Genomic DNA, 14,616 nt, shown 5'->3' with positions numbered 1-14,616 from the left:
CCTCCGCACACTGGGCCGCTCCACTCATCGGGGCAGGCATTGCCCGACAGCCCCGAGGGCCACCGCCGCGTCGAGCCCGGGAACCTATCCTCCGATGCAGGCTGCCACGAAGACCCGTCACAGCAACTCGCGGGTGCCCTCGTCGCACGGCGGTACCGCCACGGATCGCGCCGGCGCCGCCGGGGTCTTCGGCCGGCTCAGCTGCACGTTGAGGCGCGGCATCGCCAGCTCCAGGCCGCAGGCGTCCAGCTTCTGGCGCAGCAGCAGGTTGAAGGCGCGCTGCACCTCCCACTGCTTGATCGGCGCGGTCTTGAAGCGGAAGCGCAGGATCGCCTGGCCGGCGTCGAAGCCCTCGATACCCTGCATCTCCAGCGGCGACCAGATGTTGCGGCTGACCTGGCGGTCGCGGCGCAGCTCCTCGGCCACCTCGCGAACCAGCGCCTGGGCCTGGTCGATGGGCATGCTGGCCGGCACCGGCCAGCGGAACATGGCGTAGCCGAACTGCCGCGAGTAGTTCTTGATGGTCTTGATCTCGCTGAACGGTACCGTGTGCACCACCCCGTCCAGGTCGCGCAGGCGCACGGTGCGCAGGGTCAGCGCCTCCACCGTGCCCAGGTGGCCGCCAACATCCACATAGTCGTCGATGGACAGCGAGTCCTCGATGATGATGAACAGCCCGGTGATCAGGTCGGCCACCAGCGACTGGGCGCCGAAGCCGATAGCCAGGCCGATCACCCCGGCACCGGCGAGCAGCGGTGTGACGTTCACCCCCATGTTGGCCAGGGCGACGATCAGGGCGATCACTGCAATGGTCACCAGGAGCACGTTGCGGATCAGCGGCAGCATGGTCAGCGCCCGGGCGTTGGTGCGCCCCTTGCCGCCAGCGCCGAAGCTGTGCTGCAGGGCAGTGTCGATGAGCAGCCAGACCAGGCGGGCGACCAGCAGGGTGGCGCCGAAGCTAAACACCTTGGCGCTCACCGCGGCGCCCTCGCCCTCCGCGTAGCGGATCAGCGACAGGTCCCAGACCCGCAGACCGATCTCCACGAAGACCAGCAGCACGCCGATGTGCAGCAGGGTGAAGCAGAAGCCCTGCAACTGCTCCAGGTAGCTGGCGCTGCGCCGCGGCCGTTCGTCGAGGCGCCGCGCGCGGCGGCGGATCAGGCCGAGCAGGGTCATGGCCAGCAGGGCCAGCAGCGCGCAGATCAGCGCCCGGCGCAGCGCCGCGCTGCTGTCCCCGGCGGACAAGAAGGTGGCCACTAGGGAGGTGACCACCAGCAGCAGCACCGGCACGTACCAGAGGTTGCCCATCAGGCGCACCAGGTCGTGCAGGCTGCGCTGCTTGAGACGCCGCTCCAGCGGGCGGTTGCGGATCAGGTGAGCGATCGGTCGGCGGAAGCGCAGCACGAACACCGCGGTGAGCAGCGCCGCGCAGGCGTTGGCCAGGGAACCCAGGCTGATGCACACGTGCTCGCCCAGGGCGGCGACCAGGCGTGGATCGTTGGCCGCCCCTCCGAGTGCAGCCAGGCTGCCGATCAGCCACAGGGGACGGAAGGCGCGGCGCCGGAGGATGTTCAGCGCACGGGTGCTGTGCGGGCCGCTGAACAGCGACAGGGAGATCACACAGAGCGCCGAGAACAGGGTCCCGCAAACCAGCACGTAGGCCATCAGCATGGCCAGGGTCTTGCTCGGCGAGGCCGGCAGTACCACCGACAGATACAGGGTGATCAGGAAAGCGATCAGCCAGGGCCCCAGCTTGCGCAGGGCGAACAGCGCCAGGTCGCGGGTCTTGGGGTGCTGCGGCAGCTCGTCGGCCAGGCCGAAGCGCTCGCGCATGCGCCGGCCGACCCAGAGCAGGCCGCTGGCCAGGCAGGCCCAGAGCAGGATCACCACCGAGAAATCGAAGACCACCGCAGGCAGCGCGCGCCATCCCGGCAGCCGCTCGCGCAGCTCCACGTAGGCCTCGGCGAAACGCCGCTCCCAGCGGCGCAGCGGACTGTTGTCGCCCTGGAAGCGCGCCTCCAGGGCGCCCAAGGTATCGCCGATCAGCGACAGCACGCCCTCCTCGCCCTGCCGGCTCTGCCGCGTGCCGTCGCGCAGCTGCTTGAGCCGCTTCAGCAGGTCGGCGCGCTGCCTGTCGTTCTCCAGGGTCTGGATCACCTGGTTCAGCGAGCGCTCCAGCTCCGCCGGGTCGACCTGCTCCTCGCTGGCCGCGGCACCGCCCAGCAGGCTGGGCAGCGCGGCCTGACCAGGACGCGGCAGGAACACGGCAAACAGCGCCAAGAGCAGCGCAAGCAGGCAATGGCGACGCACGGTGGCAAGCGAGGCGATGGACACGGCTGAAACATCCCTGAAGCGGCGAAGATCCGGGTTGCAGCATAACAAAGCCGGCAGAGCGACCAAGCCGGCTCCGGACGCTGCGCCCGGACAGCAGGGACAGCACCGCGCGGCGGGCGTTCCCCCGCGTGATGCCGACCATTCCGCAAAGCGGGCCGGCGGCGCGTCGCACCCCTTGCCAGGCGGGCGCGGCGGTGCAAGGCTAGCCGCGACCATCTCCGGAGATCGTGCATGCGCCTGTTCGCCGCCTGCCTGCTGCTCGCCCTGGCCCTGCCGGCCGGCGCGCAGATCTACAAGTACACCGACGCCAAGGGCAACACCGTATTCACCGACCAGCCGCCGCAGGGCGTGGCCAGCGAGTCGCTCGACCTGCCGCCGGCCAACACGGTGCAAATGCAGGCCCCGCCGCCCGCCGCCAAGCCGCAGGCCGACGGCAGCGCAACGTCCGCCCAGTCCGCGGCGCCCTACCGGGTGCTGCGGCTGATCAACCTGCCCAGCGAGGAAGCCCTGCGCGCCAACAACGGCAGTTTCAGCGTCGACGTGGAGCTGCAGCCGGCGCTGCGCAGCGGCCACCGCCTGCGCCTGATCCTCGACGGCAAGCCCTACGGCGAACCCAGCACAGTGCCGCGCCTGCAGGTGGTGAACGCCGACCGCGGCGAGCACCGCCTGGCGGTGGAGGTGCTGAGCGGCGACCGGCCTGTGCAGCAGAGCGAAGTCCACACCTTCACCGTGCAGCGGGTCCACACCGGTAGCCCGGCCCTGCGTTCGCGTCCCTGAACTTGAGTCACCGTCCGATCCATGCGTCTCGTCCTGCTCTGCCTCGCCCTGCTCAGCCTGCCCGCCGCCGCCCAGGTGTACACCTACATCGACGCCGAAGGGAACCGGGTGTTCACCGATCGACCGCAGAGCCAGAACGCCCAGCGTCTGAACCTGGCACCGACCAACAGCATGCCTGCACCAAAAGCAGGCACGCCGCGCCCCATGCCGGAACCGGCTGCCACCCCGCAGCCGACGCCCAGCTATCAGCTGCTACGCATCCTTCTCCCGGAGCCGGACGCCGCGGTGCAGAACGGCACCTCCGGCGACCTGATCGTCACCGCCACCAGCGAGCCGGCGCTGCTGCCCGGGCACTTCTACCGCCTGCTGCTGGACGGCGAGCCGGCCGGCGCGCCAAGCCGCAGCCCGGTGTTCCACGTCACCAACATCGACCGCGGCACCCACCAGATTGCCGTGGAGATCCTCGATGCCGAGGGCCGTACCCTGGAGCGCACCCCCAGCCAGCCGGTGCACATCCTGCGCCTGTCGCTGGCCCAGAAGCGCCGGATCAATCCCTGCAAGAAGGGCGATTACGGCGTGCGTCCGGAATGCCCGCTGAAGGACAAGCCCAAGGACGACAAGGTGAGCATCCTGCCGTTCCTCTGACCCAGCATCCGCCGGCGAATCGCCCGCCGATCCACACCATCGAGGTCGCGGCCCGCAGATAAATGCACCAGAATAGTGCATTGCGGCGACCACAGAGCCGGATCCTCCCCATTTTGGTTCACCGCTGGCGCTGATCTGCCCCGACACACAGCGCGGATCGCCGCCAGCCCCTCCAGCTACGCGCCTTTTCGGGGCCTTGGTTTGTTTTTTGCATTTTCCCGGATCAACTGCGGAAGCTGCCTATGACCATCAACGACGCACTGCATCGCCTGCTGCTGGACAACCTGACCACCGCGACCCTGCTGCTCAACGCCGAACTGCGCCTCGAGTACATGAATCCGGCGGCCGAGATGCTGCTGGCGGTCAGCGGCCAGCGCAGCCACGGGCAATTCATCAGCGAGCTGTTCACCGAGTCGCCGGAAGCCCTGGCCGCCCTGCGCCAGGCGGTGGAGCAGGCGCACCCGTTCAACAAGCGCGAGGCGGTGCTCACCGCGCTGACCGGACAGACCCTCACCGTGGACTACTCGGTAACGCCGATCCTCAACGAAGGCGAGACCCTGTTGTTGCTCGAGGTGCTGCCGCGCGACCGCCTGCTGCGCATCACCCGCGAGGAAGCCCAGCTGACCAAGCAGGAGACCACCAAGCAGCTGGTCCGCGGCCTGGCCCACGAGATCAAGAACCCCCTGGGCGGCATCCGCGGCGCCGCGCAGCTGCTGGCCCGCGAACTGCCCGAGGAGCACCTGCGCGACTACACCAACGTGATCATCGAGGAGGCCGACCGCCTGCGCAATCTGGTCGACCGCATGCTCGGCTCCAACAAGCTGCCGAACCTGGCCAGGGCCAACATCCACGAGGTGCTGGAGCGGGTCGCCAGCCTCATCGAGGCGGAAAGCCAGGGCAGCATCACCCTGGTGCGCGACTACGACCCAAGCATCCCCGAGGTGCTCATCGACCGCGAGCAGATGATCCAGGCGGTGCTCAACATCGTGCGCAACGCCATGCAGGCGCTGGCCTCCTGCAACGACCTGCAGCTCGGCCGCATCACCCTACGCAGCCGCACCCTGCGCCAGTTCACCATCGGCTACACCCGCCACCGCCTAGTGGTGAAGGTGGAGATCATCGACAACGGTCCGGGCATCCCGGCCGAGCTCAAGGACACCATCTTCTATCCCATGGTCAGCGGCCGTCCGGACGGTACCGGGCTGGGCCTGGCCATCACCCAGAACATCATCAGTCAGCATCAGGGGTTGATCGAGTGTGAAAGCCACCCCGGCCACACCGTCTTCTCGATCTTCCTGCCGCTGGAACAAGGAGTCAGCCCCTCATGAGCCGCAGTGAGTCCATCTGGATCGTCGACGACGACCGTTCCATCCGCTGGGTACTGGAGAAGGCCTTCCAGCAGGAAGGGATGCAGACCACCACCTTCGACAACGCCGACAGCCTGCTCGCCCGCCTCGGCCGCCAGCAGCCGGACGTGATCATCTCCGACATCCGCATGCCGGGGGCCAGCGGCCTCGACCTGCTGGCGCGCATCCGCGAGCTGTATCCGCGCCTGCCGGTGATCATCATGACCGCCCACTCCGACCTGGACAGCGCGGTGGCCTCCTACCAGGGCGGCGCCTTCGAGTACCTGCCCAAGCCCTTCGACGTGGACGAAGCGGTGTCCCTGGTCAAGCGCGCCTTCCAGCACGCCCAGGAACAGCAGAGCCTGGAGGCGCCGGCCAGCCAGGCGCGCACCCCGGAGATCATCGGCGAGGCACCGGCCATGCAGGAGGTGTTCCGCGCCATCGGCCGCCTGTCCCACTCCAACATCACCGTGCTGATCAACGGCGAGTCCGGCACCGGCAAGGAGCTGGTGGCCCACGCCCTGCACCGTCACAGCCCGCGCGCCAACGCGCCGTTCATCGCTCTGAACATGGCGGCGATTCCCAAGGACCTGATGGAGTCTGAGCTGTTCGGCCACGAGAAGGGCGCCTTCACCGGCGCCGCCAACCAGCGCCGCGGGCGCTTCGAACAGGCCGACGGCGGCACCCTGTTCCTCGACGAGATCGGCGACATGCCGGCGGATACCCAGACCCGTCTGCTGCGCGTGCTGGCCGACGGCGAATTCTACCGGGTCGGGGGACACACCCCGGTCAAGGTGGACGTGCGCATCATCGCCGCCACCCACCAGAACCTCGAGGCCCTGGTACAGGCCGGCAAGTTCCGCGAGGACCTGTTCCACCGCCTCAACGTGATCCGCATCCACATCCCGCGCCTGGCCGACCGCCGCGAGGACATCCCCGCCCTGGCCCGCCACTTCCTGGCCCGCGCCGCCCAGGAACTGGCCGTGGAGCCCAAGCTGCTCAAGCCGGAAACCGAGGAATACATGCGCAACCTGCCCTGGCCGGGCAACGTGCGCCAGCTGGAGAACACCTGCCGGTGGATCACCGTGATGGCCTCCGGCCGCGAAGTGCACATCGACGACCTGCCGCCGGAACTGCTCACCCAGCAGCAGGACGCCGCGCCGGTGACCAACTGGGAGCAGGCCCTGCGCCAGTGGGCCGACCAGGCCCTGACCCGCGGCCAGAGCAACCTGCTCGACCAGGCGGTGCCGGCCTTCGAGCGGATCATGATCGAGACCGCCCTCAAGCACACCGCCGGGCGCCGCCGCGACGCCGCGGTGCTGCTCGGCTGGGGCCGCAACACCCTGACCCGCAAGATCAAGGAGTTGGGCATGAAGGTGGCCGGCGGCGACGACGACGAGGGCGACGACTGAGGCGCCGCGCGGTTCAGGCCGAGGTGACGAACAGGGCGAGGATCAGCCCCAGGCCGACGAACCAGACCAGCGAGCGCAGGGTCGCCCAGTCGGCGATATAGCAGAGGCAGTAGAGGACCCGGCTGATCACGAAGGCCGCCGCCAGGGCGTCAATCAGCGCCTGGCTGGCTCCGCCGCAGAGGTGGGCGATGATCACCGCGGCGGCGAACAGCGGGGCGATCTCGAAGCCGTTGAGTTGGGCATGGTGGGCACGCTGGCGCCAACCCTGCAGGCGGGCGAGAAACTCTCGCGGCGCCCGGTTGGCCTGGGCGCCGTAGTCGCCGCCGCTGAACTTGGCAACGGAGATGCAGGCGTAGGGCAGCAGGAAGACGATCAGCACGCACCAGTAGGCGATGGTCATGGGCAACTCCTCGTCGGCCAGGAAAGTCCCCAGCCTGCCGGGAAACCCGCGGCCGCGCCTTGGCCCAAACGCCACTCGCCGCTGCCGAGCGGATCAGTCGTTGAACTGGTCCTTGATGTAGGTGATCTCGGTCTTGCCGTGGGGCTTGGGCTGACCGTCTTCGCCGAGGTTGACGAACACCAGCTTGTCGATGGTCAGGATGCTCTTGCGGGTGATCTTGTTGCGCACCTCGCAGGTCAGAGTGATGGAAGTACGGCCGAACTCGGTGGCGGTGATGCCCAGCTCGATGATGTCGCCCTGGCGCGCCGAACTGACGAAGTTGATCTCCGAGATGAACTTGGTCACCACCTTCTGGTTGCCGAGCTGGACGATGGCGTAGATGGCCGCCTCCTCGTCCACCCACCTCAGCAGGCTGCCCCCAAAAAGCGTGCCGTTGGCATTCAGGTCTTCGGGCTTGACCCACTTGCGGGTGTGGAAATTCATGACGACTCCTGTCTGTCTGGTCAGGTTCCGCCATTCTCCGCGCCTGGCGCGGGATTGTCCCGACAACTCTCTCAATGGGTCCGATAGCCTCCTAACGGACTTGGGCTGGGCGGCGTGGCCGGCTATAATCCCGTGGTTTCACTCGCCCGGCACCGCCCGGGCGTGCCCGCCACCCATCCGAGGGGCGCTGCAGCAGCCGCTGGCTGTTTCGCACCGGCACAGATCGGCGCGAAATCCGGCCGGCGCCTGTCAGGCTCGGATGGGGCGTTGTCCCGAACGCATCAACGGCGCCCATTCGCACTGAACGAATGGAGACTCATTTCATGAGCGCTGTCATGACGCCTGCCGGTTTCACCGACTACAAGGTCGCCGACATTTCCCTGGCCGCCTGGGGCCGCCGCGAGATCATCATCGCCGAGTCGGAGATGCCGGCCCTGATGGGGCTGCGCCGCAAGTACGCGCCCAGCCAGCCGCTGAAAGGCGCGAAGATTCTCGGCTGCATCCACATGACCATCCAGACCGCGGTGCTCATCGAGACCCTGGTCGCCCTGGGCGCCGAGGTGCGCTGGTCCTCCTGCAACATCTTCTCCACCCAGGACCACGCCGCCGCCGCCATCGCCGCCGCCGGCATCCCGGTGTTCGCCTGGAAGGGCGAGACTGAGGAGGAATACGAGTGGTGCATCGAGCAGACCATCCTCAAGGACGGCCAGCCCTGGGACGCCAACATGGTGCTGGACGACGGCGGCGACCTGACCGCCATCCTGCACCAGAAGTACCCGCAGATGCTCGAGCGCATCCACGGCATCACCGAGGAAACCACCACCGGCGTGCACCGCCTGCTCGACATGCTCAAGGCCGGCACCCTGAAAGTCCCGGCGATCAACGTCAACGACTCGGTGACCAAGAGCAAGAACGACAACAAGTACGGCTGCCGCCACAGCCTGAACGACGCCATCAAGCGCGCCACCGACCACCTGCTGGCCGGCAAGCAGGCTCTGGTGATCGGCTACGGCGACGTAGGCAAGGGCTCCGCCCAGTCGCTGCGTCAGGAAGGCATGATCGTCAAGGTCTCGGAGATCGACCCGATCTGCGCCATGCAGGCCTGCATGGACGGCTTCGAGGTGGTCTCGCCATACCTCGACGGCATCAACGACGGCAGCGACGCCTGCATCAACCGCGAGCTGCTCGGCAAGATCGACCTGATCGTCACCACCACCGGCAACACCAACGTGTGCGATGCCGGCATGCTCAAGGCGCTGAAGAAGCGCGCGGTGGTCTGCAACATCGGCCACTTCGACAACGAGATCGACACCGCCTTCATGCGCGCCAACTGGGCCTGGGAGGAGGTCAAGCCGCAGGTCCACAAGGTGCACCGCACCGGCAAGGACGGCTTCGATCCGCACAACGACGACTACCTGATCCTCCTCGCCGAGGGCCGCCTGGTGAACCTGGGCAACGCCACCGGCCACCCGTCGCGGGTCATGGACGGCTCCTTCGCCAACCAGGTGCTGGCGCAGATCCACCTGTTCCAGCGCAAGTTCGCCGACCTGCCGGCCGCGGAGAAAGCCCGGCACATCAGCGTCGAGGTGCTGCCGAAGAAACTGGACGAGGAAGTCGCCCTGGAGATGGTCAAGGGTTTCGGCGGCGTGGTCACCCGCCTGACCCCGAAGCAGGCCGAGTACATCGGCGTGACCGTGGAAGGTCCGTTCAAGCCGGACAGCTACCGTTACTAAGAGCCCGGGCGGCGGCCGCGGCCTGCGCGATGCGCCGGCCCGGCCCGCTGCCCCGCCGTCGAAGGGAACCTTCATGAGTCAAGAACGCCGCTACAGCTTCGAGTTCTTCCCGGCGAAGACCGAGGCCGGCCACGAAAAGCTGCTGGCCACCGCCCGTGAGCTGGCCGCCTACCACCCCGATTTCTTCTCCTGCACCTACGGCGCCGGCGGTTCGACCCGCGACCGCACCCTGAGCACCGTGCTGCAGCTGGACAGCGAGGTGCAGGTGCCCACCGCGCCGCACCTGTCCTGCGTCGGCGACAGCAAGGCCGAACTGCGCGCCCTGCTCGAGCAGTACCAGAACGCCGGCATCCGCCGCATCGTCGCCCTGCGCGGCGACCTGCCGTCCGGCATGGGCATGGCCAGCGGCGAGCTGCGCCACGCCAGCGACCTGGTGGAGTTCATCCGCGCCGAGACCGGCGACCGCTTCCACATCGAGGTGGCCGCCTATCCGGAAATGCACCCCCAGGCACGCAACTTCGAGGCAGACCTGGCCAACTTCGTGCGCAAGGTCCGGGCCGGCGCCGACAGCGCCATCACCCAGTACTTCTTCAACGCCGACAGCTACTTCTACTTCGTCGACCGGGTGCGCAAGCTGGGCGTGGACGTCCCGGTGGTGCCGGGGATCATGCCGATCACCAACTACAGCAAGCTGGCGCGCTTCTCCGACGCCTGCGGCGCGGAAATCCCGCGCTGGATCCGCAAGCAGCTGGAGGCCTACGGCGACGACGTGGAGAGCATCCAGGCGTTCGGCGAGCAGGTGGTCACCGAGATGTGCGAACGCCTGCTGGCCGGCGGCGCCCCCGGCCTGCACTTCTATACCCTGAACCAGGCCGCCCCCAGCCTGGCGATCTGGAAGAACCTCAACCTCAAACGCTAAAACCGGCAGGGAGCCGCGGCGCGGCTCCCGCTCAAGGACGAGCCCATGATCTTCAAGCGCCTCCTGCCGCTGGCCCTGCTCACCGGCGTACACGTTCCCGCCGCCCTGGCCAGCTCCGACCTGCTCTGCTCGCCGAGCTGGAAGCTGGTCTCCGACCAGCTCTGGATGTGCGACAACCTGGCCTTTCTCAGCCCCGGCAACGACAGCCGGGTCAACCTGCAGCTGCTGCTCGACGCCGACGGCAGGCTGCGCATGAACCGCGCACCACAGGCCGAGGGCGACTACGAGGAGGGCTACGGCCTGGTGCCCTTCACCCTGCGCATGCTCGACCCGCGCCACCGGGTGGACACCGAGGACGCCGCCACCACGGCCACCGATCCGGCAACCGCCGCCCTGCAGGCCGACCTGAAACAGCTGGGCATCGATACGCCGCCGCCCACCCGCGGATTGCAGCTGGCCGAAGGAGAAGGCAGCCGCTGCCGTAGCAACGACCTGCCCAGCGCCCGGCTGTTCGTCGCCGCCCTGGCCGCCAGCAAGGAGCTGCCCCCGGAGGAGCGCCGGGTGCTGGCCGAGGCGCGCCTGAACCTGCTGGGCCGCTGCGGGCCGGACGAGGCGCCCGCCCAGTTGCTCGCCGCCGAACAGTTGCACAGCCCCCAGGCCCGGGATTTCGCCCGCTACCTGGAAGGCGCCGAGGCCTTCTACCGCGGCGACTTCGCCAGCGCCCAGGGCGCCTTCGTCAGCCTCGCCGACAGCCAGCAGCCCTGGCTGCGGGAAACCGCCCGCTACCTGAGCGGCCGGGTGGCGCTCAACCAGGCCCAGGCGGAAGCCTTCGACGAGTACGGCTTCTTCGCCCTGGACAAGGTCGACCGGACCAGCCTGGCGGCCAGCGAGCAGGCCTTCGCCGCCTACCTGGCGGATTATCCCCAGGGCCGCTACGCCGCCTCGGCGCGCGGCCTGCTGCGCCGCCTCTACTGGCTGGGCGGCGACGGCCGGCGTCTGGCCGCGGCCTTTGCCGAAGCCTTCGCCAGCGACGCGGATCAGGCCGGGCTGCTGGCGCTGATCGACGAGCTGGACGCCAAGCTGCTGCCCAACCTCGCCAGCGATGAACTCCAGGACCCACGCCTGTTGGCCATGCTCGACCTGATCCGCCTGCGCGATCCACAAGGGCAGAGCCAGGCGCCCCTCGAGCTGGCCGAGCTACAGGCTCAGCAGCCGCGCTTCGCCAGCCATCCCGGGCTGCATGCCTACCTGGTCGCCGCCTGGCACTTCTACCGCGGCAACGCGCCCCAGGCGGCCCTGGATGCCCTGCCGGCGCCCAGCGCGGGGGCTCTGGACTTCATCGCCTTCAGTCAGGAAACCCTGCGTGGCCTGGCCCTCGAGGCCCTAGGCCGCGGGGAGCAGGCGGAAGAGCACTGGCGGGCGCTGCTGGCGCGCACCCAGGATCCTCTGCAACAGGCCCAGCTGCAGCTGGCCCTGGCCCTCAACCTGGAACGCCGCGGCCAGCTAGCCACGGTGTTCGCCGCCGACTCGCCGATCCGCAGCGCGCCGATCCGCGAGCGCCTGCTCGCCTATGGCGCCGGTCCCGAGCTGCTGCGCCGCCAAGCCAGCGACCGCCAGGCCGCGCCCGGCGAGCGGGCCACCGCGCTCTATACCCTGCTCTACCGCGAGCTGAGCCGCGGCCGCTACGCCGAGTTCCTCGCCGATCTCGAGCTGCTCGCCGAGCAGCCGGCGGCACCCGCCAAGGCCCCCGACCCTCAGCTGTTCGTCTGGGCCGGCGGCAACGACGCCGGCTATGCCTGCCCGGCCCTGGCCGAGGTCGCCCGGCGCCTCGTCGCCGATCCGGAGGACGCCCAAGGGCTGCTCTGCCTGGGCGACTTCCTCCGGACCAAGCGCCTCGACCAGCACTGGCTCGACCAGCCGCCGGAGGCCGGCGAACTGGGCAGCGCGCCCAGCCAGTTCCCGGGCACGCCCCGTTCGCGCCTGATGGGCTACCAGCAGCTGCTGGACAACCCGCAGAGCAGCCGCGAGGAGCGCGCCTACGCGCTGTTCCGCGCGATCAACTGCTACGCGCCCAGCGCCATCAACGGCTGCGACGACCAGGACATCGACAAGGAGCAGCGCCGCCAGTGGTTCCAGACCCTCAAGCGGCAGTACGCCGACACCCCCTGGGCGCAGCGGCTCAAGTACTATTGGTAGCCCTGCTGCTCGGCGCCATCCGGCCAGCCGCGGCGGCGCCGGTGAAGGCCGCCGACTACCAGGCCTTCTGGCTGTGGAGCGGGGTGCGCCCGCAGCCGCTGCTGGCCCAGGCGCGCACCCTCTATGTGCTGCAGGGGCAGATCGACGGCCCGCGACGGCCCGGCGATCCGCCAGCACGGATGACCGCGCAGAACCCGGCCGTGCCGCGACTGTCCAACGAGCTCGAGCTCTGGGTGGTGTACCGCGCCCATACCCTGGACTGGGGCGAGGACGTCCACGCCCTGCTGCTTGCGCAGTTGCAGCGCTGGCAGCGCGCCGGCAACCGGGTCGGCGGCGTGCAGGTCGACTTCGACGCCCGCACCCGCCACCTGGAGCACTACGCCGTCTTTCTCGAGGACCTGCGCCGACGCCTGCCGGACCGCTACCGGCTGAGCATCACCGGCCTGCTCGACTGGGCCGGCAATGCCGACCCGGCAGCGCTCAACCGCCTCGCCGGAGTGGTCGACGAGGTGGTGATGCAGACCTACCAGGGGCGCCGCAGCATCCCCGGCTACCGGCAGTACCTGCCGGCCCTGGCGCGGCTGCGCCTGCCGTTTCGCATCGGGCTGATCCAGGATGGCGACTGGCAGGCGTCGGCCGAGCTGGAAAACAGCCCCTGGTTCCGCGGCTATGTGGTATTTCTGCAGAACCCGGACGGCTCCCGCCAGCACGCCCCGACCGGCCGCCAGCCATAATCAGCCAACGAGCGCCACCCCGGCTTCAGGAACCCGATCGAATCGCTCCGCGCCGCCCGGCGGCGCGCCACAGGACCCGACTACATGCCGAAACGTGCCACCATCAACGCCTCCGTCAGCCCCAAGGGCAGCCTGGAAACCCTCTCCCAGCGCGAAGTGCAGCAGTTGCGCGAGACCGGCTCCGGGCGCGTCTACCGACTGTTCCGCCAGTGCGCCCTGGCGATCCTCAACACCGGCTCGCACAGCGACAACGCCAAGACCATCCTCGAGGCCTACCCGGACTTCGAGGTGCGCATCCACCAGCAGGACCGCGGCATCCGCCTGGAGCTGCTGAACGCCCCGGCGGACGCCTTCGTCGACGGCGAGATGATCGCCAGCACCCGCGAGATGCTGTTCAGCGCCCTGCGCGACATCGTCTACACCCAGAGCGAGCTGGAGCGCCAGCGCATCGACCTGGAAAGCTCGGAAGGCATCACCGACTACGTGTTCCACCTGCTGCGCAACGCCCGCGCCCTGCGCAGCGGCCTGGAGCCGCGCCTGGTGGTCTGCTGGGGCGGCCACTCGATCAGCCGCGACGAGTACCAGTACAGCAAGCGGGTCGGCCACGAGCTGGGGCTGCGCGGCCTGGACATCTGCACCGGCTGCGGCCCGGGAGTGATGAAGGGACCGATGAAGGGCGCGGCCATCGCCCACGCCAAGCAGCGCATCCACCACGGCCGCTACCTGGGCCTCACCGAGCCGGGGATCATCGCCGCCGAGGCGCCCAACCCGATCGTCAACGAGCTGGTGATCCTTCCCGACATCGAGAAGCGCCTGGAGGCCTTCGTGCGCCTCGGCCACGGGGTGATCATCTTTCCCGGCGGGGTCGGCACCGCCGAGGAATTCCTCTACCTGCTGGGCATCCTCACCCACCCGGACAACCGCGAGCTGCCCTTCCCGGTGATCCTCACCGGGCCAAAGAGCGCCGAGCCCTACCTGCAGCAGCTGCACACCTTCATCGGCGCCACCCTCGGCGAGGCCGCCCAGCAGCGCTACAGTCTGGTGCTCGACGATCCGGCGGAGGTCGCCCGGCAGATGGCCAGGGGGCTCAAGGCGGTCACCCAGTTCCGCCGCGAGCGCAACGACGCCTTCCACTTCAACTGGCTGCTGAAGATCGACGAGAGCTTCCAGCACCCCTTCGAGCCGACCCACGCCAACATGGCCAGCCTGCGCCTGAGCCGCGACCTGCCGCTCCACGAGCGGGCCGCCAACCTGCGCCGGGCCTTCTCCGGGATCGTCGCCGGCAACGTCAAGGAGAACGGCATCCGCCTGATCGAGCAGCACGGCCCCTACGAGATCACCGGCGACAAGGCCATCCTCGAGCCGCTGGACCGCCTGCTCCACGCCTTCGTCGAGCAGCACCGCATGAAGCTGCCCGGCGGCAGCGCCTACGTGCCCTGCTACCGGCTGGTGGGCTGACGCCGGGCGGCGCACCCGGGGTCGCTTTTGCACGTGCCGGGTGCGACCTGGATCACGGCCGTCCGACCGCTGGCGGACAAGCGATTGTCGGACTGGCCTCTGGCTCTGTTATACTCGGGGCTCCCGCCAGGCCCGCGTCCGGATGCCGGCCCCCCATCGCCAGCACGACCAGACGGGAT

The 14,616-nt window shown here is 69.0% G+C and carries 12 protein-coding genes and 1 riboswitch; of the genes, 9 read left to right on the top strand and 3 right to left on the bottom strand.

What is annotated here, in order from left to right:
• Positions 1–117: 117 nt before the first annotated feature.
• The gene (locus H165_RS0108940; protein ID WP_017938590.1) at positions 118–2,334 is read right to left on the bottom strand and encodes a mechanosensitive ion channel family protein; all 2,217 of its coding nucleotides are present in this window, start codon (positions 2,332–2,334) and stop codon (positions 118–120) included.
• A gap of 231 nt (positions 2,335–2,565) precedes the next feature.
• Here H165_RS0108940 and H165_RS0108935 point away from each other — a divergent pair, with 231 nt between their 5' ends.
• The 4 genes from H165_RS0108935 to ntrC all read left to right on the top strand — a co-directional run bounded on the left by H165_RS0108935 (position 2,566) and on the right by ntrC (position 6,514).
• The gene (locus H165_RS0108935; protein WP_017938589.1) at positions 2,566–3,111 is read left to right on the top strand and encodes a DUF4124 domain-containing protein; all 546 of its coding nucleotides are present in this window, start codon (positions 2,566–2,568) and stop codon (positions 3,109–3,111) included.
• A gap of 21 nt (positions 3,112–3,132) precedes the next feature.
• Positions 3,133–3,756, top strand: a complete 624-nt coding sequence (locus tag H165_RS0108930; RefSeq protein ID WP_017938588.1) for a DUF4124 domain-containing protein — start codon at positions 3,133–3,135, stop codon at positions 3,754–3,756.
• A 242-nt stretch (positions 3,757–3,998) separates the two neighbouring features.
• Positions 3,999–5,084: a nitrogen regulation protein NR(II) gene (gene glnL, locus H165_RS0108925; RefSeq protein WP_017938587.1), complete on the top strand. Its 1,086-nt coding sequence runs from the start codon at positions 3,999–4,001 to the stop codon at positions 5,082–5,084.
• Positions 5,081–6,514 carry a nitrogen regulation protein NR(I) gene (ntrC, locus tag H165_RS0108920; protein WP_017938586.1) on the top strand — a complete coding sequence of 478 codons (1,434 nt, stop codon included), beginning with the start codon at positions 5,081–5,083 and terminating at the stop codon, positions 6,512–6,514. The genes glnL and ntrC overlap by 4 nt, the downstream gene beginning before the upstream one ends.
• Before the next feature lie 13 nt (positions 6,515–6,527).
• On the opposite strand, the gene H165_RS0108915 is transcribed toward ntrC, so the two are convergent.
• Together H165_RS0108915 and H165_RS0108910 are read right to left on the bottom strand one after the other, a co-directional pair.
• On the bottom strand, positions 6,528–6,914 hold the full coding sequence (locus tag H165_RS0108915; protein ID WP_017938585.1) for an MAPEG family protein: 387 nt from the start codon (positions 6,912–6,914) through the stop codon (positions 6,528–6,530).
• 93 nt (positions 6,915–7,007) lie between these two features.
• Positions 7,008–7,397, bottom strand: coding sequence for an acyl-CoA thioesterase (locus H165_RS0108910; protein WP_017938584.1), 390 nt, complete (start codon positions 7,395–7,397; stop codon positions 7,008–7,010).
• 173 nt (positions 7,398–7,570) lie between these two features.
• Positions 7,571–7,697: riboswitch (S-adenosyl-L-homocysteine riboswitch) on the top strand.
• A 23-nt stretch (positions 7,698–7,720) separates the two neighbouring features.
• On the opposite strand from H165_RS0108910, the gene ahcY reads away from it, so the two are divergent.
• The 5 genes from ahcY (at position 7,721) to ppnN (ending at position 14,437) form a co-directional block, all read left to right on the top strand.
• Positions 7,721–9,130: an adenosylhomocysteinase gene (ahcY, locus tag H165_RS0108905; RefSeq protein ID WP_026146490.1), complete on the top strand. Its 1,410-nt coding sequence runs from the start codon at positions 7,721–7,723 to the stop codon at positions 9,128–9,130.
• Positions 9,131–9,203: 73 nt separating this feature from the next.
• Positions 9,204–10,049: a methylenetetrahydrofolate reductase [NAD(P)H] gene (gene metF, locus H165_RS0108900; RefSeq protein ID WP_017938582.1), complete on the top strand. Its 846-nt coding sequence runs from the start codon at positions 9,204–9,206 to the stop codon at positions 10,047–10,049.
• A 45-nt stretch (positions 10,050–10,094) separates the two neighbouring features.
• Positions 10,095–12,245: a PA5441 family protein gene (locus tag H165_RS0108895; protein WP_017938581.1), complete on the top strand. Its 2,151-nt coding sequence runs from the start codon at positions 10,095–10,097 to the stop codon at positions 12,243–12,245.
• Positions 12,215–12,979: a DUF3142 domain-containing protein gene (locus H165_RS0108890; RefSeq protein WP_051059499.1), complete on the top strand. Its 765-nt coding sequence runs from the start codon at positions 12,215–12,217 to the stop codon at positions 12,977–12,979. Before H165_RS0108895 ends, H165_RS0108890 begins: the two co-directional genes overlap by 31 nt.
• A gap of 84 nt (positions 12,980–13,063) precedes the next feature.
• Positions 13,064–14,437: a nucleotide 5'-monophosphate nucleosidase PpnN gene (gene ppnN / locus H165_RS0108885; RefSeq protein ID WP_017938579.1), complete on the top strand. Its 1,374-nt coding sequence runs from the start codon at positions 13,064–13,066 to the stop codon at positions 14,435–14,437.
• Positions 14,438–14,616: the final 179 nt, after the last annotated feature.

It is taken from the genome of Pseudomonas thermotolerans DSM 14292, assembly GCF_000364625.1.
Lineage (GTDB): Bacteria > Pseudomonadota > Gammaproteobacteria > Pseudomonadales > Pseudomonadaceae > Aquipseudomonas > Aquipseudomonas thermotolerans.
Note: the sequence above shows the minus strand (reverse complement) of the source record. Positions and strands in the feature narration are given on the sequence as shown.